We start from the raw sequence: 25,580 nt of genomic DNA on the forward strand, positions 1-25,580 counted from the left end.
AGTTAAAGCCCTCAGAATTTAGTTTCAAAGCGAGATGGATTTGAATGAAGTGTGCGACTTGCCACCACAGATTGACCATTTAACTCACGCAGCTTTTGGTCATTAAATTTGCCATGAGCAACTGGGTTGCCCGTCATTCTCAGAATGTAAGCAAGAGACTTGTCCGCATGAGCGAAAAACTTATGCCAACCTGCACAAAGATAATTAAGCCCTGGCTCTCCTGCCTTGGTGCGGATGAATCGGTTTTTTGGACATTCACCATGACAAGCAAACTTGTAGTCACACCCTTGGCACTGGCTAGTCAGCGTTCTTGATTTCGCAAACCCGAAAGTTTGTTGTTCCTTGCTGTAAGCCATGTCATCAAGTTTCTGGTGATGAATATTTCCCACCTTGTATTCCGGATACACATAGTGGTCACATGCGAATACGTCGCCATTAGGTTCCATCGCTAAACCTTTACCACATAGCTCATTCAACGTGCACAAAGGGTTTGGTCGCCCCATCCACGTTTCTACGCTCGCTTCAAAGTACTGAACAAACACTTTGCCTAAGTCTTTTTGAATCCACTCATCGAAAATCGCGATAAGGAAGTTCCCCCAAGCATGATCCGACACGCACCATGGCTCCATGATGGAATCTTTGTGGCCAGGGATTAGTCTTTTATCACCTTGTTTTAGTTGCGCGGTCGCTTCCCAAGTTTGTGGGGCCGTTGTACGGAACGTTTTCTGCTCCACAATCGGAATAAATTGCATTTGTGGCGACTTAACCACATCACGCAGAAAACGATACACTTCGAGCGGGTTTTGACTGGTGAGGTTATTTACACATGTCAGGGTGGCGAAATTAACTTGATGTTTGTGCAGCAGTTCTACCGCAGCCATCACTTGTTTAAAGGTGCCTCTACCTGCGCGGTTAGTTCGGTAAGTATTATGGAGTAATTCAGGGCCATCGATACTCAAACCAACCAGAAAGTTATTTTTGCCCAAAAACGCACACCACTCATCATTAAGCAGAGTGCCGTTAGTTTGAAGGTCGTTTGATATTTTCACTCCCGACGGACGGTACTTCTCTTGCAGAGAAACGATTTTCTCAAAGTATTCCAAACCAAGCATGGTCGGCTCACCGCCCTGCCAAGAAAAGATAATCTCCGGCGTATTTTGCCCTTCAATATACTGGCAAATGTAATGCTCTAACGTTTCGTCATCCATTTTTGGTGAGCAGCCTTTTTTATATTCCAGCAAGTCCTGTTTGCTTAGGTAGTAGCAGTAAGTGCAATCAATGTTGCATGCTGCTCCGATTGGCTTTGCCATCACGTGCAGTCTTTTTGATGCTTTACCATTAAATTGCGGGCCTTGAGTAATATGCATGCGTTCCACCTTAGAGTCTTGCGATGGAATAATCATAATTCCCAATGATGTCTATGGCTTGTTATACCCTTTATAACCATTAGGAATGACCATTTTCGGTAGTCTGTTGCTAACTCTTTTGACCGTGAGGCAAAGCATGAACGTTTTAAGCAACAAGTATTTAAGCTCAATTAGCGCCATAACATTGACCCTAGTTATATCTGGCTGTGCGACGGCACCAAGCCACACGATAGCGCAACAAATTAATACCGACATGGTTTTAGTTGAGGGGGGAACGTTTGAAATGGGCTCAAACGCCAGTAATGCATCTAAAGCCGAACACCCCGCAAGAGACGTCAGTGTCGACAGTTTCTACATATCTAAGTTTGAAGTGACTCAGGAATTGTTTGAGTCCGTGATGGGATCATCAATGAGTTATTTTGCCGGCGATGACATCCCAGTCAACAATATCAGTTGGCAACAAGCCAATTACTTTATCGAACGTCTCAACGAACTTACGGGCGAAGAATACCGATTGCCAACGGAAGCAGAATGGGAATTTGCTGCAAAAGGCGGGAATGAAAGCCAAGGCTTTACTTATAGCGGTTCAGACAACATTGATGACGTGGCATGGTACGACGGTAACTCTAACAACCGCGCACACCCTGTTGGCCTAAAACAACCTAATGAACTTGGCCTGTATGACATGACAGGTAATGTCGGAGAATTTGTTATCGATGCATTCGATGACACCTACTATCGCTTTGGCCCAACCGACAACCCAAATAACGCTCAAGATAGCGATGTTAATCTCGCCCATAAATCTCTTCGTGGTGGAAGTTTCTCTTACGGCAAGAACGACTCCGAAAACTTCCGTCGCGATTTCGCCAGTCAGTCTATCATCATGTCTGACATGGGCCTGCGTTTAGCTAAAGATGCACATTAAGGAAAACCTATGCGTTCAATTCAACTTTCGGCATTGTCTCTCGCCCTGCTCTGCAGCCTGCCAACATTCGCAAACGATTCGAAGCCAAACCTAGTACTACAAATCACAGTCGACGGTTTACGTGGCGATCTACTCGATCGATATAAACACAACTTCGGTGACGACGGTTTTCGCTACCTTATGGATACCGGTACACACTACACCAATGCTCATTATGAACATGGGAATACCGAAACCATTGTTGGCCACGTCTCTCTAGCGACAGGCGCACCACCAAGTGTTCACGGGATGGTTGGCAATGTATGGTACGACAGAAACGAACAGCGCATAGTATATAACGTTGAAGATGCTGACTACTCAATGCTCAGTAGCGGTGCTGATGTCGACAAATCGACGGAAATCGATCCAACTCAGAAAGCCGCGCAGCAAGATGGTCGCTCACCAGAGCCTATACTTTCGACCACGTTCAGTGACGAGTTAATTGTCTCCACCAGCGGAAAATCAAAGGCGTTTGCTGTCTCAGTTAAAGATCGCGGCGCGATCGCTCTTGCTGGTCACACAGGTAAAGCATTTTGGTTCTCTAAAGCGAAGTCTGAATTTGTCACTTCTGACTATTACTATGATGCCTACCCTACGTGGGTAGACCGATGGAACGAAAAGGAAATTGCTAATCAATATTCCGGCAAACGTTGGGAGCTTACCCTACCAAAAGAGAATTACACCTTAGTTGAACACGACCAAAGCCACAAAGTCGATTTAGCGGGATTCAAGCGTACATTCCCGCATCCATACGGACCGGCCAGCTATAAATACTTCAGCACAATGCTAACGTTAAGCCCAGCTGGCGATGAGCTGACTGAAGACTTCGCAAGCACGCTGTTAAAACAAGAAAACCTAGGTAAAGGTGATGTGACCGATTATCTTTCGGTGAGTTTCTCTTCAAATGACTACGTGATTCACATGTACGGTCCAGAGAGCCTTGAAACTGAAGATAATTTGGTCCGCCTCGACCGAACTATCGCTAAATTACTGAATACCGTTGATAACCAAGTAGGGTTAGAGAACACAGTCATTGTACTCTCTGCTGACCACGGCGTGCCTGAAGCCTCACCGGCAGCCAATGCTCTTGGCTTTACTCAGCAAACTACTTCAATCAAGATACACTGTTAAGTGAAGCGTTATATGCAAGGCTGAACAAAGAGTTCAAGTTAGGCAAAGAAGCAATTCGTATCTACGCTCAACCCTACGTCTACCTCGACCACGAACTCATCAAACGTAAAGGCTTAGATCTAGCTAAGGTTCAGGCCGCCGTTGCCGACGAGATATCACAGGTACCGGGAGTCGCGTATGCCGTCACGAGCACAGACATCGCGAAAAACCAAGTTCCTAACACTCATGTCATGGAGCTGATTAAAAACAACTACCACCCTGCACGCTCAGGCGATGTGTATGTTGTATTCCAGCAGCGCAGTTACATCACCGATATGGAAGGGCTAACCATTGCGTCCACACATGGTTCTCCTTGGCGTTACGATACACACGTACCAGTGATTTTTGCCGGATTCGATATTCCGAAGCAAAAGATTAGCCGAGCCATCACGCCATACGATGTCGCACCAACCCTATCGAATAAACTTGGTATCACCTTACCAAGTGGCGCGACAGGCGAAGTGTTAGAAGAAGTCACACGGTAACGCGTTATGTTTAACCGAAAACACCCACCAATTGGTGGGTGTTTTGTTATCTAGTTTAACGCTAACTCTAATGATTAAGCTTGTTCACTAACGAAGCCACTCGTTCGCCCAAGTATTCCGCAGTTGCGATATCAGATGAGTGGGCTTCTCCATCAATCCCTTGAGACACAATACCAACCTGTGTCCCTAATCGATTAATCCCGTGCTCCCCAGTATTGGTTATCTTGTCCAAACCTACCCACACCATTCCATGCTGGTTAGCTAGAGTCTGAATATATTGAAGCGTCGATGATTGGTCACCATTCAACGCTCCACCACTGGTAAACCCGGCGGCAACTTTGCTCGCCCATTTTTGGTAAAACCATGTTTCGCTGCTGGCATCAGCGAACGCTTTAAACTGTGCGGCCACGCCCCCCATGTATGTCGGTGACCCAAAAATTATCGCGTCACACTCTGTGAGCGCTTCCAGTATTTCTGTGTTTGTGAAGCGCCCTTCGACAATCTCCTTACCATCGATACGATGAGAGAAAACCTCGGTGTCCCCCTGCTTTTCTATACCAGCGGCAATAGCCCTTGCAATCTGACCGGTGATATCTGTTTGCGTAAAATAGACAATAGCAATCTTAGCCAAAATACTTTCCTTCCTATGCGTGAATTATTCGAAACGACGCACAGGCTAAGACCTCAACCTAAGTTGAGGTCAAGAGGTATTTGAAATTAATCATTTTTGAAGCTTTTAAAGCTATCGAATTTGTTAGCGTATTAGTAAGTGAATATAGGGTTCAGTTTAAGCGTCATAATGACGACACCATCCATGTATCACGCGTCTATTTCTCTTGAGAGTGCAGTTAGCTAATCTATACTTCGTTAACTTTCCATTATTTAAGTAAAGGATTACTTGTGAAGACGTCTCTTATAACCGCGTTATCGCTTTTGCTTTAGTTGGGTGTGAAACCACTGCTTATAAAGACTTTGGGCAATTCAAACGTTCGCTCAACACCAGAAGCTACGGATATCAACAACTAGCCGACCCTATTGATCCTAGCAACAAAGAATTAGTCGAATATTTTGAGGTTCGAGATGGAGATTGTTCGTCTAATGCGGGTTGGAGTGACTGCGCCAATGATAGAGAGCGAAGCGAGTTATCTCAGAAAACAAACCGGCAAGTGAATGGCAGTGAATATTGGTACGCGTGGGAGATATACTTTCCGGAGGATTACCCTAGTGTTTACCCAACAAAAGTAGCTTTAGGCCAGTTCCACCAGGTCAATGCAGCACCTGTGTTTATGTTCCAGAATCAATCACCACCTCTCAACGACACTTGGATTCCAGCAAAAAAAGGCGGTTATCACCTTGATAGACAAGTGGATGGCCAGACTGAAACTGTATGGGAATTAATACCCGAAGAAGAACTAAGGGGTAAATGGCACCGAGTAGAACTGCACGTTCGTTGGTCAAAAGACACCGATGGTTTCTTTAAGGCATGGATCAACGGCAAAGAAAAAGTGCGTTTTAATGGGCAGACCCTTTTTGCATCGAAAGCCTACTTCAAGTACGGCCTTTATCGGACATATGTATCGAGATACAAAGAGCTTAAAAAGAAAGACAAAATACCAACACAAAGTGTTTATTATCGCTATGTGACTCGTGGATTAACAAAAGAATCAGTGCAACCTGGTTATCAAGAAATTGCTTTAAACGAGTAGTCCACCAGAAAACATGCCGGGACTATCTAGTCGCTTGATAGTCCTGCATCTCATGTCCCAAATTAAGTTCCCTATTGCAGCTTTCTGCACTACTCCTCACCAATTCATTTGATTCAGTCAAAATTATTAGCTAATCCGCGGACAAACTTTCTCATCACGCAATATTTGTTATGTTATAACATTTCGTGTAATTTATTATTCTCTGTAACAGTCAGTGCAGAGAATTTTGGTTTTTAAATATGACACGGAGGTATGACATGAATTCCGCTTTATCCGAATCACCTTCCCGAATAGCTATAGAAAAAGGAAGTGCCCTGCAATCGTGTAGTACCGGTAAAAAAGCCAAAGTGCTTGGCAACATCTACCAAGAGCACCTCAATATAGCGATTTGGCAACGCTCTTTTGGTAGCGAATTCAAACGCTCTCTACAGGAATTCGTGGACTCCCACCCTCAGTTCAACAAATCACTTTCTGTTTCACCTAGCAATGCGCTCGCCGCGCTGGAGAAAGCGACAGATGGAAGTGCACCAGCAGTTTTGCTAGAAGACCTTGCAGAACTTGTCGATATGTTTTGCTGTCTGTTTGATCTAGAAGACGTCGGGCTTCGCATCGCGGTATTAAGTAATGCGATGTGTCCGCGTTTTCATGTAGATAAAGTACCTTGCCGCTTAGTGACAACGTACCACGGAGTCGCGACTGATTGGCTACCAAACTACACACTCGATCGAACCAAACTGGGTAGGGGCAGTAACGGCCAAACAGATGCGGAATCCGGCTTATATGCTGATGAATCAGACATACAGTGTATGTCTACTGGAGACGTCGCTCTTTTGAAGGGGGAAACTTGGATAGGCAATGAAGATAATGCACTTGTTCACCGTTCTCCTATCAACTTCTCTGGAGAAGCGCGTTTGTTAGTTACGATTGATTTCGGCTAACCAAAAATAAACCGATACGACGCTCATCTGTTTATCTGGGCTCTCGTATCGGTTTTGTTTTATAGATCGTTTGGCACGACGGCGGCTTGCTTACCTACCTGTACAACCTTTCCACCATGTGTATCAGCATAATGCTTGGCTTCAGGCTGGGTTGAAAACCACAACACGGGATAACCCGCTTCTCGCAGTTCTGTGCTGTATGGGCGTAATGAGCCCTTCGGAGCCTGAGTAATCTGATGTTTGAAATCCGCCCAACAGTTTGAACCATTTTCCGCAGCCAAAAGGTTTAAAAGATGCTTACGCTGAATCATCGACGCGTTCCTTTTAAGCTCTGGAAGTGAAATATTGGTGAGTACTCGAGCATCGAGCAAACGTCTTAACACAGGTAGTGAATCTGCCAGTGACGTAGATTGGGCAGCTTTTTGCAGCACCTTCGCTTCACGAAGCCACAGTTGCAGATCAGGGTTGCCTTGATGACGCATATCGTCCTCCTCGTATTCAACCTACTCGCTATTGGTTGTGGGATGATATGCAAGTGAAAGCTTGCGATGTTTTAATATAACGTTGGTACTATCGTTTTTGCGAGGTAGGCATCCAACCAGCCTGCAATTAGGTTACTACCCCTCTATGGATTTATCAACCTTGGATAAATCAACCAAAGAAACTACCTTTTCTTACCTTGCTTAAGCAGTATTTCCTGCCATGCTTCGCTACCGTCACGTTTGCTCACATCATACTCTGAACAAAACTGGGAAATGGTCATATTGTTGTCGCCGGTCGCCAGCTTCAACGCGAGCTCCACGCGTTGAAGTTTACTTTGCAGACGTAAGATCTGGCCTGCGTTAGGGCTTTTTTCTTTGGCATACTTTAAAGCAGCGTGTTTGCGTTCTGCAGCACCAGCTCTTCGATCCGCTACACCAAGCATGTGCCTTAACTGCGCGACACTTTTCCCTTTTTTAAAAGCAGGTTCCAAAAGCTCGACGCACTCATCGAATGTACGCTCTTCGGCATAAGGATCAATTTTATGAGCTTGTTGGCGCATCCATTCCAGCGCGAGTTTTTCATCTGACATCATGAAATCTTTACGAATAAAAGGCCCTTTATACTATCGCTTATTAGCAAACGGCTGCAATAACAGTTTCCAACCAGTGACCTTTGATCAACCTTAGCCCGCGTAATTGATTAGTTAGTGAACCAATCAACCAAAAATAATCTTTATTGCATCGTGCAATTCTCTTCGCGTGGTAACATCTGCCCGCCCTATCCTTAACGTATAGAAGTTGAAAAACGATGACCGAATTTGAAAAAATGCTCTCAGGCGAAAACTTTGACGGTGGCGATCAAGATATCAATCGCATACGTGATGAAGCCTCTCAGCTATTGAACTCTATTAATCAAAGCGTCGCTCAGTCTGAGCGATACCCTCTGTTTAAGCGGTTAATGGGAAAGATTGATGATTCAAGTATCATTCGACCGCCATTTCACTGTGAATTCGGCAAAACAATCTTTGTTGGAAAGCACACTTTTATAAACATGAATGTAACCATGTTAGATGGCGCGAAAATCACCATCGGCAACAACGTGTTAATTGGACCTAGCACCCAATTTTATTGTGCCAGTCATTCGCTCGACTATCGCGATCGCCGCAGCTGGGAAACGCACTGCGCGCCAATTACCGTCGAAGATGACGTTTGGATTGGTGGAAATGTCGTGATCAATCAAGGAGTCACAATCGGAGCTCGCTCCGTTATCGCCGCAAATTCCGTCGTCAACTCTGATGTGCCACCTGACTCACTATACGGAGGCACTCCTGCGAAACTAATACGCCACATTCACGAAAACGAACATGATGAGATCAGCGATAAGTAACTGGCGTAGATTTGGTTAGAAGAACTCTTTCGCCTCTTTCAGCAAAAAGCCCATCGTTTGATGGGCTTTTTACTATTACTTAATGCGCTGCTTGGCGGCTTGTTTAATCTTATCTCTTAACCAGCGGTGTCCCGATTCAGAGGTACGGCTGGGGTGCCAAATCATGCACAAATCAATATTGGGTAAGTCAAAAGGCAGTGGTACTGCTTTTACGCCATAACGCTCAGAAAAGTCGTTAACCGTTGATTCAGGCAACATTCCGATGCGTTCCGAGCCTTGTATTACTGGGAACATCTCAATAACACCTGCCGCTCGGTACACAATCTTCCTTTGGTCTAAATCACCGAAATCATCTGATGATAATAGGCTTCGACGAGTATGCCAGCGTGACACAACCACATGTTCTTCTTCCAGAAATTGTTCCATGGTAATGCTGTCGTCTACCCTTGGGTGATCTTGATTACAAACCACAACTAAGTTTTCGTTAGAAATCACATCGTATTTTAAGGAAGTTCGTCCTCTTGGCGTCATATCGATGATCAAATCGTGTCGCTGTAATCTAAGGTCGGACTCATAATCTTCCGTAAATAGCGGGTGGACTTCGAGTGAAACATTGGGTGCGACTTCGCTGATAAGGTTCATCACCTTAGGCATCAAGTCATAATTTGCAGGTGACACACAAGCTATCGAGAAAATCCGATTCGTCACTTTTGGGTCAAAGTCACGAGAGGCATTGAGTGTTGAAGTATAGTTTTTTAACGCGGCTGACATTGCAGGGTAAATATCACCTGCAAACGTAGTAGGCTCTACACCAGACGTATTGCGATGAAACAGAGGGTCGTCGTATATGTCTCGCATTCGAGCGAGCGCTTTACTCACTGCTGGCTGGCTGATATCCAACCGATTTGCAGCCTTAGAAAGATTCAGTTCTTCGTAAATGGCGACAAAAATCGGAATAAGATTGAGTTCTGTGTTTTTCATATAATCCTATAAAGAAACAGTAAGCCAGAACCCTAATGATAGTGAACTAACTTACTGTTTTCGAGGATTATTCATAAACTATGACGATGAATTCATACTTTCCGTTCCGTTTGAACTCACTCGTTGAGCTTTTTTAGCGCTTTAGGAATAAGCGTCCTCTTTCTCACTGATTTACCTTTTATATTTCGCCACAATGAAACAAAGATCTTCGACTCTGTACTGCCAGATTGAAGTGCCTGAGATTCTGCCTGCCATAATTCGTTGCCTTGGTGTTTCGCTAACTCTACCTCTTGGTGTTGTAAGCGCAACTTGCGATAAATGGTCACACGCGCTTCTGACCAACGATGTGATTTAATCGCCACTCTAAGTGTCCACCATTCCGGCGCACCATGGGTTTTGATGTGGTTACGAGCAACAAAAAAACCAACAATCAAGGTGAAGGTTAATACACCCAAACAGACCAACCAAAGCCAGTAAGCAGACAGCCATGAACTTAAGGTATGACTCACCTCAACGGTTTTCCCTTCAATGGTCACCAACTCCAATTGTTGCTTGTCGCTGTTCCACCACTTCAGCTCAATTGCAGGGAACTCAATCTCACCTCCCTGCTGCAACACGTAAGTTTGCTGCTCTATGCGCTCCGAACGATAGTTACCCCGCTCTTGGCCATCATCGAACTGGACTGGCTGAACATAGGTTTGATAACTATCTTGAGAATCGAGTGACAACATCTGCGGAATAAGAATAGACAATGTGTCATCCGCTTTTAAGGTCACGGTTCGAGTGATCGCCTGACCAACTTTGAGATCATCGGTAGACGTTTGCCATTGCTGCGACACATCTACACGGCTTGCATTGAGCCAAGCTTCGTCTTTCGCAATCATGCCACTTGGTGTCGTCACCTCAAACGTCATTGGCTTGGTATAGAGCGTGACATTTTTCGACTGACCACTTGGTAGTGACACCGTCACCTCAACCGCAATCGGTGCAATCGTATATTGCCCTGCTTTCTGAGGGTACAACGTCAGCTCCCAACGTTGTTTCGACCATGTATTGCCTTGCCTGCGCTCGGTATAATTGGTTGCCATCGGATTGCGTTGTTTCACAATCACATCTGCCATTTCTAACCCACCAATACGAGTACCGCTGGTAAACCAGCGTGGTGTACCCACATCAATAGACAAGATAATTTGTTCTTTTACAGTAAAAGTTTGCGGCGACGTTGCAGCTTTATCACCCACCCAGGCTGATAACTCAACCGAAGTTTTACTGTCTTTGACCGTGTCATTCTTAAAGCTGCTTGCAGCATGAACTGCACCTGAAAACAGCAAACCGAAGCCCACAAGAACAGGTAAGAAATAACTTCGACATATTCTATTGAGCATCCGTTTCACCTTGTTTCGTTGTTGATTGGTTTTTCTGATCACGGTATTGAATATGAAATTTGGCTTGAAGGAATAACTTCGGATCCGATTCAACCCTAGTCAGCCATTTATTCGCTAACTCCTCACTGCCTAATATTTCGTTAGCATTTAAGGTTTCACGCTTCATTAGCTCGGCAGCTGCTTGCTCTTCTGCCCCTTCACTGGTTCTCGGGTTGTCACCAAGCTCTATGGACTCCTCCATGCTCTCTGTGGTGTTAGTTTGACTTTCACTGACGCGGTCAATTTCTTCTATCAACGCATTAATCACTTGGTAGTTATGTGCCACTTTTTCACGTAATGCAGGTTCTAAGTCTTCTTTATCTAGCAGGGCCTTAAGTACTCCACGAGCGGCCATGTACTCACGTTGCATCGCTAATGCACTGGCCGCATAGTAATAACCCAAGTTGCTATCAGCGGAGATAAACTCACTATGAGCCAACTCAAATTCTCGCGCGTAATAAAAGCTCACCCCTTTACGTATCGGATCTGAGAAATGCTTTGCTGCTTCGAGGTATTGCTGATCATTAAGCAACAGCTGCCCTTGCTGATCCGCTGTAAACCATAAGTCCATCCACCATTGGTAAATTTGACTGCTAAAGCTTCTCTTTTCTTGGCGTTCCAGTTCGCCTTTATTAGCTTTTTCTGCACTCGATTGTTCAACTGTTTGCTCATATCTTGAAGTATCATCCGCCGCCTGAGAGGCATAAGCTTGGCTTGGTGATAACATAGGCAATGACACAATAAGCAACGCACTCCACTGTACAAGCCAGCCTTTTCTAAACCAAAGCATCAATAGTAACGCTGCTGGGAAAAGCAGCAGGTACCCCATGTCTTCCCAAGGCATTGCAGAATCTCCGTTCATTTGCATGTGCCTTTCTACAAACCGACCAAGCGCGTCGATATCTGTACTATCGATAGTCACTTCAACCAAACGCCCGTTGGTAACATCAGCGAGTTTATCTAACGACGCCATATCCAATGGTCGCTGCGTATCAATGGTGGGATTTCCCATTGCCAGAATGAGTAATTGGCTTTCATGCTCAGAGAAGTAGCGTTTAAAATGTTCGATAGTGCTTGGTGTTACGCCATCGGTAATGAGCAAAACCGTACTACCCGGAAGATCAACCAATTGATCTTTGATAATCGGAAGTGCTTTTTCAGCAGATTTACCTCCAACAGGCATAACGTCCGAATCGATAGCAGCTAAAAACGGTGCAAACACGCGCTTATCCTGAGTCGGTGGCATTACGGTGTGAGCTGAGCCCGAATAAACGATCAACCCAGTTCGGCCACCCTCACGCGTTTCAAGCAAATCATGAACCTTGTGCTTAGCGCGCTCTAGTCGGCTAGGTGCGACGTCTTGTTGCTTCATGCTTTCGCTGACATCAAGCACGATAGAAAGTGTCGCTTTATCTTCTCCAAATGGCGAAGCCGCACGCTGCTAAGTGGGTCCAGCGCAAACAACGACTAGAAAAAGTAAACCACCAAATAATACTTTGAGCGGCAATTGCCTTTTCCACCCCTGATCATTGACGGTTAATGCAGCTTTAAGATGCGCAGGCAACAACTCTGCGAGTTGATTGTCGTTACCTTCATGCAAACGTAAGTAAAACACTATGTACAGCGGTATCAGGGTTATCAGCCATAACGGTCGAATAAAGTGAAATTGGCTGATAACTTCACTTACAAAAGAGAAATCAAACATGATTTTGCTCCTTTCTCGATTCCATATTAATGGCTCGACTGCGCAGCTTTTTCGTCAAAGTAACCGCCCCAAAGGCGATAAGATTGAGCAAAACAATCGCAATAACAAAATAGTGATGAATACTCTGTTTTGGGCGGTAAGTAGTACTTTCATAAAGCTGCGGCTCGATGTCTGAAATCACGGAATACGCCTCGCCAAGTGCTTGTCTGTCGAGTGCTTCAAAAGACTGCCCACCGGTTTCTTTCGCCACCCGGTTTATGGTATCCATATCTAAAGCTTGCTCGCCCACCGTTGTTGGATCGCCCATTGCAATCATATGAATGCGTACGCCTTTCACCGCTGCAACTTTTGCTGCATCAATTGGCTCAACAAAGCTTCCTGTATCGTTACCGTCGGTAAGCACGACGACGACTTTTTCTTTCTCTGGTTCATTCGGCGCTTCCGCCTGTTGTTGATCATCAAAAACCTTTATCGCTAGCCCTATCGCGTCGCCAAGGTTGGTGCTTGGGCCTGCCATAGCCACTTCCGTTTGTCTCAATAGTTCTAGCCATGCTTGATGATCCGCTGTAAAAGGCGCTTGCACGAACGCTTCGTCACCAAACAAAATCATTCCTAGCCTGTCCCCTTCGCGTTGCTTGGCAAACTCTTCTAACACTTGTTTAGCCGCGTCGAGACGATCAACTTTCTTACCTGAGTCAGACACAAAATCTCGCTCAGACATTGAACCCGATAAATCGAGTATCACCATCAAGTCGCGACCAATACTCTCTTTAACAATGGGTGTACCCAGCGTCATCGGTTTAGCCAATGCCGTTACAATAAAAACCCAAGAAAGAATCAGCACAATACGTTGCCACCACCTCGGCCGAAGCTGTTGCGCCCCCATACTGGGTGATTCACCTAACGCTTCGACAAGCTGAGCGAAGAAAGGCACCTTAGTAGCCGATTGTTTCGTTTTATATGCAGGGAGCAGCCAGTAGACGACCAATGGCAGCGGCAGGATGACAAACCATAATGGATGAGCCAATTCAATGTTCATAGCTGCCCTCCTTTTCGTTGACTGGCGGTTGAGCCCTGCTCTAAAGCCTCTTTTGACTCTAAAACGTCAGTGGAGCACGCCGCTTGGTGTGTCTTCACCCAATAGGACAAATCTCTCGCTAACAACTGTCGTTCTTCAAGACTTAGTGAACAATCAGGCTGCACCAGCGACTGCATCCACTTTCTGCCAACCTCTGTTGTGAATCGAAAACTGTCAGTTTGGTTTGGCAGCCCTTGCCCCTTACTCAGTAAGTAGCTATCCAGACAATTAAGGAGTGCTTCACCATACAAAGAAGCGTGCTGTGGGTTTAGGTAAACCATTACCGACTTAGTCACGTTAAATAGCGCTTGCTCAGATGAAGCACTTTCGAGATTAATGAGCTTAAGTTGCTCTATCGCTTCAGTACGATACCGGTTGTGCCACCAATGTTTAACGCCAAGATAAGCAGCGTAGATAAGCAAAGCAACAAGGAGCACAGCGATGATCTTCCAGCCTATAGTTTGAGGAAACCAACTGACAGATTCTGGTACTTCTACATCAATTAAGTTACGTAATATGTAGGTACTTGGAGGCATATGTTCAGACATCATCGTCCCCCAACCATTTTCTTAAATTGTGTTAGGTGTTCGCCTGATGTATCAAGCTCCACCAGCGGAATGTGGTGTGCTCGCATCATCTTACTTAGCTGTTGTTGGATGTGACCGTGTTTATGCCTAAAGTGCTGATTCACTTGATTAAGTGCAGCAGCTTCATTCACGCTCAACTGATAAGTACCATCCCCCATTACCCAGCCTCTATCGGCGGCTTCGTCAGGCAGTTTCTGTTCAAAAGGGTCACTAATTTTCACGGCGAGCAGGTCATTGTGTTGCTGAAGCTGCTTGAGCAAATCCACATCAGATTGCTCTGCATCAGACCAATCACTAATAAAAACGAGAGTACACGCCCTTAGTTTGAGGCGATTCAGTAAAGACACGATCTGAGAAAACGTTGGGGTATTGTCGGAAACAGAATGCACGTTTAGTTCTTGGTTGATATTGGACAGCAACTTAAGCCTTGCCAATAAATCATTTTGTGAGCGTTTGGCCTTACTCCAATTTAATCCGTTATTTCCAGCGATAAGAAAACCGACTCTATCGCTGTCTTTCAAAACTCGCCATCCACACAAGGCTGCCACTTCAGCTGCGACCACAGATTTCATGACTTCAACAGAGGAAAAAAACATTGAGCTACGTTGATCAACAACAATCACCACATTGCGATCTTTTTCTTCGGTATAGCTGCGCACGTGGGGTTTCCCAGTACGCAGTGTGACCTTCCAATCAAGATTTCGAATATCATCGCCAAGTTGATAATGACGTAGTTCTTCGAAGTTTAATCCTCTGCCACGAAATGTAGATTGGTGTCGACCTGAAAGCGCACTTCCCGCTTTCAGTTGCGGCAATAAAGTGAAAGACTGCGATTGTGCTTGAAGCTTAACTAACCTCGCATAGTCACAATACAGCCGAGGATCTAACGACTGACTTTGTGTGGGGATAACCGGTTTAACCATGGCCTTTGCCCCTTAGCCGATGGCAACATGATCAAGCAGTAAATCGACCACCATTTTCTGGCTAATGCCATCTGCCAATGCATCGTAAGACAGACTAAATCTATGGCCGAGTACATTATGGGCGATAGCTCTCACGTCATCAGGCAACACATGATCGCGACCGTGCAACCATGCTTGTGCACGAGCACACTTGTCGAGTGCAATGGAAGCACGAGGACTTGCACCCACATCAATCCATTTTTCTAGGTCAGTGTTAGGGTAACGTTTTGGCTTACGCGTCGCCATGACTAAGGCAACAATATAGTTTTCAACCATTTCCGAGACATTCACCGTTGCTAGCTCCTTGCGAGCTTCTAAGATGGTGTTTGGGTCTAGTGCACCTTGAACATCCGAATCTGCATCACAACTTTTCTCCGCTAGCTCTTCACCGCGAACCAAACGAATAATGTCTCGCTCTGCTTCATCTTCTGGATAATCGACGGTAACCTTCATAATGAAGCGGTCCATCTGCGCTTCAGGTAGTGGGTAAGTCCCCTCTTGTTCTACAGGGTTTTGCGTCGCAAGCACCATAAACAAATCAGGCAAAACATGACTTTTCTCACCCACTGTCACAGTCGATTCCGCCATCGCCTCTAATAACGCGGCTTGTACTTTAGCAGGAGCACGGTTGATTTCGTCCGCTAGCACAATGTTGCTGAAGATTGGGCCTGGCTGAAACTTTAGCTGCGGCTTGCCATCAATTTCTTGGTAACTTTCCGTGCCCGTAACGTCAGAAGGAAGAAGATCTGGGGTAAATTGAACACGTCCGAATTGGCTATTTAGGCTGCTGGCTAGTGACTTTACCGAACGTGTTTTTGCGGTTCCCGGTAAGCCTTCTAATAGAACATGTCCATTTGTGAGAAGCCCAATAACTAAGGCACGAACAACATGTTCTTGGCCGATGACGTCACTTTCTACACGAGTGATGAGCTCACTCACTTTGCTCTGCAGCTGATTCATTGAAACCTCTTAGATCCAATCTAACGCGAATAAAATTGTCAGCTTCAATTTTAAAAAATTCAGAGATAACTATTGGTTATAGTGATTATGGGAATCGGTAGTCTGCGCTGGAACTCAAGTAGTGATAGGCGCCTCATTGTAGGCACTTCGTCGTGGTAGTACTTATTAATCTGCGCCTGTAGCTTCTATAGTTAAATCAAGACATTCACTTTCCATCTATTTGGGTATGCAAGCTAAGTCGTTATTTTTCCTGTTAGTTATGTTGTCGTTCAATGCGATGTCACAAGACATTAAAAACGTTTCGCTGGTATGTGCGGAGTGGCCTGATTACACCAACAGCGACGGTACTGGGGTGTATTGGGATATTGTCAGGGCAGTCTATGAACCGTTAGGGATTCAACTTACGCTGAGAACAGTTCCATGGAAGCGAGCTCAACATATGGTCAAAGCCAAGACCGCTGATGCGTACGTCGGTGATTACTATGACTTTGTGAAACATAAAATCGACTATATCTACCCTAAAGAACACCTCAGCATTGAAGAGCATGTCAGTATCATATTCAAAAGCGGATTGAAAAAGGAATGGGACACTTTAGGCATCGAGATGTTAAGTGGCAAAACCGTAGCTTGGGTAAGAGGTTATAGTTTTGACACCAACTTTCTAAGCGGTATCAGTTTAAAACCGCTAGAAACCAACGATTACTCTCAAGCGCTTAAACTACTCGAGCACAACAGAGTGGATGCCGTGCTGGACTACCAATCTAATTTTAAAAAATCTTTTGCCTACAATAATCCGGATTATTCGATTGAACCCGCTAAGCAAGGTGAGAAACTGTTCGTTGTATTCTCCAACTCGGAAAAATCTGTGTCATTGGCTAAGATTTTTGATGAACGTATCAAGCTGCTAAGGGAACAAGGCAAAATTTCTAAAATATACGCTCATTACGGTTTGGAGCCACCTCTCGAGTTTTCTAACTAGCACTCCCCCAGCAATTCACCTCCACATCGCTCAAACCACCTACGACAAATGTCCCGAGTATGACCCAGTTAACACTAACCTTTAGCAGCCATTCGACCAGAAGAACCTTAATACCACATAAATTCAAACACTTACATTTGAGATATAACAAATAGTTATAGTCACTATAAAGCGACAGTTACAGCCTAAGGGATTAATTTAGCAGCCAGCAAAACCTTACTTTTCGAAAGGTTTGTCTTTCCAACCACAAAAACACATTGGAGTCCCTATGGCTACCCAAATAAACAAAGTGGCAGTCGGTGTTGGTTTACTAGCAGCCTCTGGTGCGGCTGCAGCAGCTGACCAACCGAACATTCTCGCAATCTGGGGCGATGATATTGGTATCTACAATATCAGCGCATACAACAACGGCATTATGGGTTACCAAACCCCAAACATCGACCGTATTGCAAATGAAGGCGCACTATTTACCGATCACTACGGCCAACAATCCTGTACCGCTGGTCGTGCAGCATTCCTAACAGGCCAAGAACCATTCCGTACTGGCTTGCTTACCATTGGTATGCCAGGTTCTGACCACGGTATTCCTGATTGGGCTCCAACTATCGCCGACCTTCTTAAAGAACAAGGCTACATGACAGCTCAGTTCGGTAAGAACCACATGGGTGACCAAGACAAACACTTACCAACTAACCATGGCTTCGATGAGTTCTTCGGTAACCTATACCACCTAAACGCGGAAGAAGAGCCAGAGACATACTACTACCCGAAAGATCCAGAGTTCCGTAAGAACTATGGCCCACGTGGTGTAATCAAGTCGACAGCCGATGGCAAGATTGAAGACACAGGCCCAATGACTCGTAAACGTATGGAACACGCAGATGAAGAGTTCCTAGAAGAGTCACTAGCCTTTATGGAAAAAGCGGTCAAAGCTGACAAGCCTTTCTTCATCTGGCACAACACTACTCGTATGCACGTTTGGACACGCCTACAAGAAAAATACCAAGGTAAATCTGGTATCAGCATCTACGCAGACGGCATGTTAGAGCACGACGACCACGTTGGTGTTCTACTAGACAAACTAGACGAACTTGGCATCGCTGATAACACCATTGTTATCTACTCAACCGATAACGGAGCAGAGACAGTATCTTGGCCTGACGGCGGTGCAACACCATTCCACGGAGAAAAAGGTACAACTTACGAAGGTGGTATGCGTGTTCCTCAGCTTGTTCGCTGGCCTGGCGTAATTGAACCAGGTACTAAGATCAACGACATCATGGCACACCAAGACTGGATCCCAACCCTACTTGCTGCAGCAGGCGACGACAAAGTGGTTGAGAAGCTAGCATCAGACAAAGGTGCACGTTACAACGGCAAAAACTGGCGCGTACACTTAGATGGCTACAACTTCCTGCCTTACTTTGAAGGTAAAGAAGAACAAGGCCCTCGTGATTCACTACTGTACTTCTCTGCTAACGCTGAGCTAAACGCTGTGCGTTGGAACGACTTCAAGATTTCATTTGCAGTGATGGACGGTAACATTACCGACGCAGTACGTTTCCAACCAAGCTGGCCACAGATTGTTCACCTACGTGCAGACCCGTTTGAAAAAGCACCACACGAATCTGGCATGTATCTACGTTGGATGGCTGATAACATGTGGTTGTTTGTACCAGTAGGCAATCAAGTTCAAGAGTTCATGAAGACTCTCCCGGATTACCCAATGCAGAACAGCCAAGTGCTTAACCCGGGTAACTTCAACCAAAACACTTACATGCTTCAAGGTAAATTGAATCAACTTGAGCAAGTACGTCAAAAAGTAATGAAATAACCATCCGGTTGTTCCACTTTGGCCGCTCCTCTGTAGCGGCCTTTTTTGTATGCGCTTCATTCAGCTATTCCCCTCCCAAATTCATGTAAATTATCAATATCACTGTTTGGTATTTGCCTGACGTTCTGCTTTAATTACAAAAAATTCTCTTTGAACGTTAACTTTATGAATTTACGTAACCTTTTAGTCATTGGTTTAGTCACGATTTTTGCCGGCTGTGCAACCTACGCAGGTTTGAATTATGACGAACTATTTGGCGAGCCAGAAGTACAGCAACGTCAAGCACCCATAGATTCCGCTCAGGCTGATTTCTTTATGGATGAAGTCAAACCGATCATCGATAACCGCTGTGTGGTCTGCCATGCCTGTTACGATGCCCCTTGCCAATTGAAAATGTCTTCTGTTGAAGGGATTGATCGTGGAGCAAACCCAGAACTCGTCTACCAAGGAACTCGTCTAACCGCAGCGAACCCTACCCGACTGTTTGAAGATGCGGAATCCACAGAGCAATGGCGTGATCTTGGCTTCCACCCAATTCTTAACGAGCGTATTCAAACACCTACTGCAAACATGGAAGCCGGCCTTGTCGCTCGTATGCTGATGCAAAAAGAGAATCACCCACTTCCACAGCAAGACCAGTTGGAAGGCTTTGATTTCTCTATAGACCGCCAACAAGAATGTCCGACTATCGAAACCTATGCTCAATACGAACAAGACTACCCGACATGGGGAATGCCTTTCGGTATGCCTAATCTAGAGAAAGGTGAATACAACACGCTCATGACGTGGTTGCAAAATGGCGGCATCATGAATGAACACGTTCCACTGACTGCGGAGCAAGAAAAACTGGTCGCACAATATGAGCAAGTGTTAAACAAGAGTTCGCGTAAGAATCAGTTGGCTGCACGCTATATCTACGAGCACCTGTTCCTTTCTCACCTCTACTTCTCAGACTTGAACGAACAGCCCCGCTTCTTCACCTTGATTCGTTCAAAAACACCACCAGGCCAACCGGTAGAGCGTATAAGCACACGCCGCCCATACGACGATCCGGGCGTAAATCGTGTCTACTACCGCTTAGTTCCAGAACAAGGCACCATCGTTGATAAAACTCACATGCCCTACGCTCTGAACGAAGAACGTATGCTCAAGTGGAAAGAGTGGTTTATTGACGCAGATTACACCGTAGAACGCCTGCCGAGCTATGATGTGAAAGTGGCGGCAAACCCAATGACAGCGTTCATCGACCTACCCGTGAAAGCGCGCTTTAGCTTTATGTTAGACAACGCCCAAAACACCATCATGGCATTCATTAAGGGCCCTGTGTGTCGTGGTCAGTTAGCTCTGAACGTTATTAACGACCGATTCTGGGTATTCTTTGTCGACCCTGAAAAATCGGATATCCCAGAGATCAATGAGTTTTACCGCAGCCAAGCGGACAACCTTAAACTACCAGGTGAACTCGAAAGCAATACAGTGCCAGTTTCAAACTGGGTAACATACTCACGTCAACAGGCGCGTTTCCTCGAAGCGAAAGCTGAATTCACTAACAATTGGTTTAAGAACGGTGAACACCTCACAACCGATGTAATTTGGACAGGCAACGGGACTAACCCTAACGCTGCACTTACGGTTTTCCGCCATTTCGACAGTGCATCGGTTGTGCAAGGCCTAGTAGGCCAACCACCTAAAACAGCTTGGATTTTGGATTACGCATTGCTAGAGCGAATTCACTACTTATTAGTGGCAGGATTCGATGTGTATGGCAACTTTGGCCACCAGCTAATTACCCGCATGTTCATGGACTTCTTGCGTTTAGAAGGTGAAAGCAACTTTATCTCATTGCTACCAAAAGACATGCGTCATGAGGAACACTCTAGCTGGTATAAAGACCAAAGCCCTCAGTTTAGTAAATTCCTGCAACGTAACGTTAAACCGTTTGATCAACCATCTAATGTGCCGTATCAAACCGATGACCCGAAAGCAGAACTGTACGATATTCTTAAAACTCAGCTAAGCCCTGTCCTGTCTAATCGATATGCGATTGAACAAACTGGATTTAGCGACAAGAACGAGGCAGCTCTGCAAACCATCGACAACATCAAAGGTGCAGGGTTAGTTTATGTTCCTCAAATCTTGATGCTGATGATTGAGTCGAACAGTGGTGAAGACCAACTCTTTACCCTGCTGCATAACAATGCTCACACTAATATTTCTAGCTTGTTTGATGAAGACAGCAATCGCGATATTGCCAACGATGATCTCACGCTTGTTCGCGGTGTAATCGGCAGCTACCCTGCTGCGTATCTGAACTTAAAGGAAGATGAAATTCCGGAATTAGTGAAGGCGCTGCAAACACTCGAGTCAGAAGAAGACTACGTGAAACTGTTAGACCGTTTCGCCATTCGCCGAAGCTCGCCTGAGTTCTGGCCGTTCAGCGACCGTGTTCATACTTGGTATCAGAAAGATCAACCTATCGAGTTCGGTTTGCTGGACTATAACCGCTTCGAAAACAGATAGTGATTAGAGCGAAAACGCCTTTGTTTTCGATTGGATATTAGTAACGCAACCCAAAGCCTCACTGCTTTTATGTAGTGAGGCTTTTTTATGTCCAACGTAGCTGATCCACTTTTGAACAAATAAGAAACCAGCAGCATAACAATACCTTAATAGGCCACTTTACAACTCTCCAATTAAAGTCCCCCTATTCCAAACGCAGCGCTTAAAGCTCAAAAACCGCTGCTATACTAGAAAAAAGCCAGCGTATTAACCGAGCCAATGAAGACTCAAATAATTCTGTTTCTTTGTTTATCGTTACCATTGCAGGTTTTGGCTACAGAAATTGCACTGTTTGTACCACGAAGTGAAACTGCGGCTTGGCAATCACAAATACAATTTGCACAAGCGGCTGCTGAAGATCTCGGTATTGAGTTGCGAGTCTATGACGCCAATAACCAATCTCAGGCCATGTTAAAGCAGGTCGAACAGGCGTGCGAACAAGGTATTGATGGCATATTGTTCATGAATTATGAGCAGGTTGGCGAACAGATCCTCTCTATTGCTGAGCGCTACAAAGTCCCAAGCATCCTCTACAATACCGGATTTGTTTCCGATGACTTCCTTCCTCGCACCAAATATCAATATTGGATTGGCAGTGTCACGCCTAATGACCAAAAGGCCGGCTCCCTGCTTGCAGAGCAACTACTGATCAAAGCCAAAGCGCAGAAACTTGAATCCATTAACATGCTGGTCATCAACGGGAACATGCAAGAAGTGTCGGCTCAGCAGCGAAATTATGGGCTCTACCAATATGTGATCCACCAGCCGCACATTTCAGTGGTAGGCGAAGTCGACTCTGGCCCGAACTGGAGCCGAGAAGAAGCAAAATCACACTTTTTAGAGCAGTTCCAACTTAACCCAAAGATCAATATGGTCTGGGCAGCCTCAGATTCATTAGCACTTGGGGCGCTTGAAGCAATGAAAGAGCTTTCGATACCAGAGAGTTCAATCATACTTGGCGGTATAGACTGGTTACCAGAGGCGCTAGAGGTTGTGAAGAGTGACGTTCCGTATGTTTCTGTCGGCGGCCACTTCACTGAAGCCGCGTGGGGGCTGGTTTTACTCGAAGACTATTTAAAAGGTAATGACTTCGCGGCGGAGTCTACCCAATTTAGCTCATCCATGTATGCCATTAATAATCAAAGTATTGGCATGTTCCAAAGCTTTATTGGTGACAACTGGCAACGCATCGATTTTCGGGCGCTTTCCAAAGCCAATGAAAGCGGCAAGCTGTACCACTTCAGCATCACCTACCTACTCGATACTTATTATCAAAACAGTAATATCCTCAAACTCACCGACAGGGAAGTCGCATGGCTCAAACAGCACCCTTACCTTCGACTTGCGATTGATAACGACTGGCCACCTTTTGAATACGTTGATGAAGACATGATATATCAAGGCATGGCGGCCGATTACATCAAAATCATAGCCAAACGACTGGGAATAGAACTGCTGCCAAGTATCGACATGAGTTGGTCGGAAGTGGTTGAAGCATCGAAACGAAGAGAGCTCGATATTTACCCCGCTTTGGCGATTACACCGAACCGTAAAGAATACCTCAACTTCACGCGGCCATACCTTAGCTTTCCGATGTTAATCATCACTAATCAACAGCGCCACTACATCGCCGATCTCAACTCACTCAATGGTAAAGAAGTTGCCGTGGTCAAAGGGTATGCCTCAAACGAACTGCTACGAGAAAATCACCCCGAAATCATCCTCTATGAAGCACGTAACGTTGCCGATGCACTCGAGGCGGTGTCTACTGGTCGAGTTGCCGCTTACGTCGGTAACATCGCAACCGCCAACTATGTGATGACACGTGAGGGCTACACCAACCTGAAAGTTGCAGGAGCCACCCCGTATCGCTTTGACCTCAGTATGGCGGCACGAAATGATTGGCCGATACTCCATAGCATTCTTCAAAAGGCATTGGATTCACTTTCAGAAGAGGAAAAGAAAGCCATTTATTCACGCTGGATAACGGTTCGATATGAGCACGGCGTCGACTATAACTTAGTATGGAAAATTGTATTGGCCGCCCTACTGGTGCTGGCACTCCTGAGCTATTGGACACATAAGCTGTCTAACCTTAACCTCAAGCTCAACAATGAAGTCACAGAACGCAAGCAGATTGAACAGCAACTTCGCCATGAAAAGAGCAAAATTGAAAAGCTCTCAATTACCGATCCTTTAACAGGGCTTTTTAACCGACGCCATTACAATCAAATACTGCCCGATGAAATCAGGCGTGCTCAACGGGCGGAAGAGTGGCTCAGTTTCGTCATTCTAGATGTGGATTACTTCAAACAATACAACGACAACTACGGCCACCATAACGGCGATAGTCAGCTTATTTCTATTGCGAATACTCTCAAAACCCATTGTCATAGAGCCTCTGATTTCAGCTTCCGTTTAGGTGGGGAAGAGTTCGGACTTATTTTCTCAGGTTTATCACCATCGCAAGCTGAAAAGTTTGTTGAGCAGATCAGAAAGGCAATTGAAGATTTACAACTGGAGCATAAGTACAGCAAGGCCTCTAATGTGCTCACAGCCTCTTTCGGTCTAGTCACCACCAATATGCGCGCTTACTCTATGGAACAACTCTATGAAGCCGCCGATGACGCGTTATACAGCGCAAAAGAAAATGGGCGGAATCAAGTCGTGTCCAAAGTAATGGAATAACTTTCTAAGCCGCACTAGGGATATTACTTCCTTGAGCAACTTTCTTCTCACTATTAACAACGCTACTGCACCTATTACGAATCCAACTTGGTTAACGAGCATTTGTACCATTTAATGTTTACAGATTGTTAACAAATGGAGCAGTAATGAATATTGTTAATCAACTTGAAGCGTGGCTACCTGAGATGATCGAAATCAGGCACAGACTTCACAAACACCCAGAGATCGGTTTCGAAGAACACCAAACTCAACAGCTCGTTGCGACCACACTCGAATCATACGGAATATCCGACATCAGTACCGGATATGGCAAAACCGGCGTGGTTGCGACCATTCAGGGCAATGCCGGAGATGGTAAAACCATTGGCCTACGAGCCGATATGGATGCGCTTCCTATTCACGAAGACAACCAGTTTGCCCACCGTTCTTGCCATGACGGAAAAATGCACGCCTGTGGCCACGATGGACACACTACAATGCTACTTTACGCGGCAAAATACTTGTCCCAGAACCGCGATTTCAAAGGAAAAGTAGTGCTGATCTTCCAACCTGCCGAAGAAGGTGTGGGCGGCGCGAAGAAAATGATTGAAGACGGCGTTATCGAAGATTACCAAATCGATGAATGCTATGCCCTGCATAACATGCCGGGTATCCCTGCCGGTCACTTTGCCTTTAAATCAGGCCCGATTATGGCAAGCTCCGATCGCCTTTTTATCAAAGTAAAAGGCAAAAGCGGACATGCAGGTATTCCCCAAAATACTCAAGATCCACTGCTTGTGGCTACCCATATTTATCAAGGCATCCAAGCGTTAGTCAGCCGAACCACCAGCCCGTTTGAGCCAGTGGTTGTCTCTGTCACGCAGTTGCATTGTGGAGAAACAACCAACGCCATTGCAGATGTGGCCGAAATGAGCGGCACGTTTAGAACCTTGTCGGTACAGGTTCGCGATCGACTGGTTGAGCAGCTAAACACTCTGGTAGTGCACACGGCCAAAGCCTATGGGATGGAAGCAGAATTTCATTTAGGTCCGGTTTCTCACCCGCCAACGGTTAACACTGAAACTCAAACAGAGCTTGCCGTACAAGCAGCGCGAGCGATTTCACATACAAGCCCAGAGGTTGACAGCCAATGCGAAGCCCTGCTTGCCAGTGAAGATTTTTCCATGTTCCTGCAACACGTACCGGGGTGCTATGGGTTTATCGGTAACGGCGTAAGTGAGGATGGCAAAAACATCGGCCTTCACCATAAAAATTACGATTTTAACAACACCATTCTTCCCATTGGTGCCGCCTACTTCATATCACTGGTCAATCAACAGTAATC

At 45.5% G+C, this 25,580-nt stretch carries 19 protein-coding genes and 2 pseudogenes; 10 read left to right on the plus strand and 11 right to left on the minus strand.

The genetic code is table 11. From position 1 onward, the window contains the following. Positions 1 to 11 precede the first annotated feature (11 nt). Entirely contained in the window at positions 12 to 1,367 is a 1,356-nt protein-coding gene (locus tag ACXABW_RS17305) for an anaerobic sulfatase maturase (RefSeq protein WP_457526503.1), read from the minus strand. A 136-nt stretch (positions 1,368 to 1,503) separates the two neighbouring features. On the opposite strand from ACXABW_RS17305, the gene ACXABW_RS17310 reads away from it, so the two are divergent. Beyond that, a complete protein-coding gene (locus tag ACXABW_RS17310) occupies positions 1,504 to 2,292 on the plus strand; it encodes a formylglycine-generating enzyme family protein (protein WP_457526505.1) in 789 nt (262 codons plus the stop codon). A gap of 9 nt (positions 2,293 to 2,301) precedes the next feature. Beyond that, positions 2,302 to 3,986 (plus strand): annotated as a pseudogene (locus tag ACXABW_RS17315) (alkaline phosphatase family protein). Between the two features lie 67 nt (positions 3,987 to 4,053). On the opposite strand, the gene ACXABW_RS17320 reads toward ACXABW_RS17315, so the two are convergent. Then, positions 4,054 to 4,617 carry a flavodoxin family protein gene (locus ACXABW_RS17320; protein WP_457526507.1) on the minus strand — a complete coding sequence of 188 codons (564 nt, stop codon included), beginning with the start codon at positions 4,615 to 4,617 and terminating at the stop codon, positions 4,054 to 4,056. A gap of 403 nt (positions 4,618 to 5,020) precedes the next feature. On the opposite strand from ACXABW_RS17320, the gene ACXABW_RS17325 reads away from it, so the two are divergent. Both ACXABW_RS17325 and ACXABW_RS17330 read left to right on the plus strand, forming a co-directional pair. Beyond that, the gene (locus ACXABW_RS17325; protein ID WP_457527212.1) at positions 5,021 to 5,692 is read left to right on the plus strand and encodes a heparin lyase I family protein; all 672 of its coding nucleotides are present in this window, start codon (positions 5,021 to 5,023) and stop codon (positions 5,690 to 5,692) included. Between the two features lie 257 nt (positions 5,693 to 5,949). After that, positions 5,950 to 6,630 (plus strand): DUF1826 domain-containing protein, encoded by a 681-nt coding sequence (locus ACXABW_RS17330; RefSeq protein ID WP_457526509.1) that lies wholly within the window; start codon positions 5,950 to 5,952, stop codon positions 6,628 to 6,630. Between the two features lie 59 nt (positions 6,631 to 6,689). Here the strand turns inward: ACXABW_RS17330 and ACXABW_RS17335 are convergent, their stop codons facing one another. Together ACXABW_RS17335 and ACXABW_RS17340 are read right to left on the minus strand one after the other, a co-directional pair. Further along, positions 6,690 to 7,112 carry a hypothetical protein gene (locus ACXABW_RS17335; RefSeq protein WP_457526511.1) on the minus strand — a complete coding sequence of 141 codons (423 nt, stop codon included), beginning with the start codon at positions 7,110 to 7,112 and terminating at the stop codon, positions 6,690 to 6,692. Between the two features lie 182 nt (positions 7,113 to 7,294). Further along, a complete protein-coding gene (locus ACXABW_RS17340; protein ID WP_252034217.1) occupies positions 7,295 to 7,702 on the minus strand; it encodes a hypothetical protein in 408 nt (135 codons plus the stop codon). 218 nt (positions 7,703 to 7,920) lie between these two features. On the opposite strand from ACXABW_RS17340, the gene ACXABW_RS17345 reads away from it, so the two are divergent. After that, positions 7,921 to 8,499 (plus strand): sugar O-acetyltransferase, encoded by a 579-nt coding sequence (locus tag ACXABW_RS17345; RefSeq protein ID WP_457526512.1) that lies wholly within the window; start codon positions 7,921 to 7,923, stop codon positions 8,497 to 8,499. 75 nt (positions 8,500 to 8,574) lie between these two features. Here ACXABW_RS17345 and ACXABW_RS17350 read toward each other — a convergent pair whose 3' ends face one another. From ACXABW_RS17350 to ACXABW_RS17380, 7 genes and pseudogenes are all read right to left on the minus strand, one after another. Then, a complete protein-coding gene (locus tag ACXABW_RS17350; protein WP_457526514.1) occupies positions 8,575 to 9,480 on the minus strand; it encodes a LysR family transcriptional regulator in 906 nt (301 codons plus the stop codon). A 116-nt stretch (positions 9,481 to 9,596) separates the two neighbouring features. Further along, complete coding sequence (locus tag ACXABW_RS17355) at positions 9,597 to 10,865, minus strand: BatD family protein (protein WP_457526516.1); 1,269 nt, start codon at positions 10,863 to 10,865, stop codon at positions 9,597 to 9,599. Beyond that, positions 10,855 to 12,609, minus strand: a pseudogene (locus ACXABW_RS17360) (vWA domain-containing protein). Before ACXABW_RS17360 ends, ACXABW_RS17355 begins: the two are co-directional and overlap by 11 nt. Next, on the minus strand, positions 12,602 to 13,648 hold the full coding sequence (locus ACXABW_RS17365; protein ID WP_252030986.1) for a vWA domain-containing protein: 1,047 nt from the start codon (positions 13,646 to 13,648) through the stop codon (positions 12,602 to 12,604). The pseudogene ACXABW_RS17360 and the gene ACXABW_RS17365 overlap by 8 nt, the downstream one beginning before the upstream one ends. Then, positions 13,645 to 14,238, minus strand: a complete 594-nt coding sequence (locus tag ACXABW_RS17370) for a DUF4381 domain-containing protein (protein WP_457526518.1) — start codon at positions 14,236 to 14,238, stop codon at positions 13,645 to 13,647. The genes ACXABW_RS17365 and ACXABW_RS17370 overlap by 4 nt, the downstream gene beginning before the upstream one ends. Continuing rightward, positions 14,235 to 15,197 carry a DUF58 domain-containing protein gene (locus ACXABW_RS17375; RefSeq protein WP_457526519.1) on the minus strand — a complete coding sequence of 321 codons (963 nt, stop codon included), beginning with the start codon at positions 15,195 to 15,197 and terminating at the stop codon, positions 14,235 to 14,237. The genes ACXABW_RS17370 and ACXABW_RS17375 overlap by 4 nt, the downstream gene beginning before the upstream one ends. Positions 15,198 to 15,209: 12 nt before the next feature. Then, on the minus strand, positions 15,210 to 16,196 hold the full coding sequence (locus ACXABW_RS17380; protein ID WP_457526521.1) for an AAA family ATPase: 987 nt from the start codon (positions 16,194 to 16,196) through the stop codon (positions 15,210 to 15,212). 226 nt (positions 16,197 to 16,422) lie between these two features. On the opposite strand from ACXABW_RS17380, the gene ACXABW_RS17385 reads away from it, so the two are divergent. The 5 genes from ACXABW_RS17385 to ACXABW_RS17405 all read left to right on the plus strand — a co-directional run bounded on the left by ACXABW_RS17385 (position 16,423) and on the right by ACXABW_RS17405 (position 25,578). Next, positions 16,423 to 17,175 carry a substrate-binding periplasmic protein gene (locus ACXABW_RS17385; protein ID WP_457526523.1) on the plus strand — a complete coding sequence of 251 codons (753 nt, stop codon included), beginning with the start codon at positions 16,423 to 16,425 and terminating at the stop codon, positions 17,173 to 17,175. 268 nt (positions 17,176 to 17,443) lie between these two features. Continuing rightward, a complete protein-coding gene (locus tag ACXABW_RS17390; RefSeq protein ID WP_457526525.1) occupies positions 17,444 to 19,009 on the plus strand; it encodes an arylsulfatase in 1,566 nt (521 codons plus the stop codon). A gap of 165 nt (positions 19,010 to 19,174) precedes the next feature. Further along, positions 19,175 to 21,529, plus strand: a complete 2,355-nt coding sequence (locus ACXABW_RS17395; RefSeq protein ID WP_457526527.1) for a fatty acid cis/trans isomerase — start codon at positions 19,175 to 19,177, stop codon at positions 21,527 to 21,529. Positions 21,530 to 21,787: 258 nt separating this feature from the next. Further along, positions 21,788 to 24,256 (plus strand): diguanylate cyclase, encoded by a 2,469-nt coding sequence (locus tag ACXABW_RS17400; protein ID WP_457526529.1) that lies wholly within the window; start codon positions 21,788 to 21,790, stop codon positions 24,254 to 24,256. 146 nt (positions 24,257 to 24,402) lie between these two features. Next, positions 24,403 to 25,578, plus strand: a complete 1,176-nt coding sequence (locus ACXABW_RS17405; RefSeq protein WP_457526531.1) for a M20 aminoacylase family protein — start codon at positions 24,403 to 24,405, stop codon at positions 25,576 to 25,578. Positions 25,579 to 25,580 lie beyond the last annotated feature (2 nt).

The sequence above is a fragment of the Vibrio paucivorans genome (assembly GCF_054053395.1).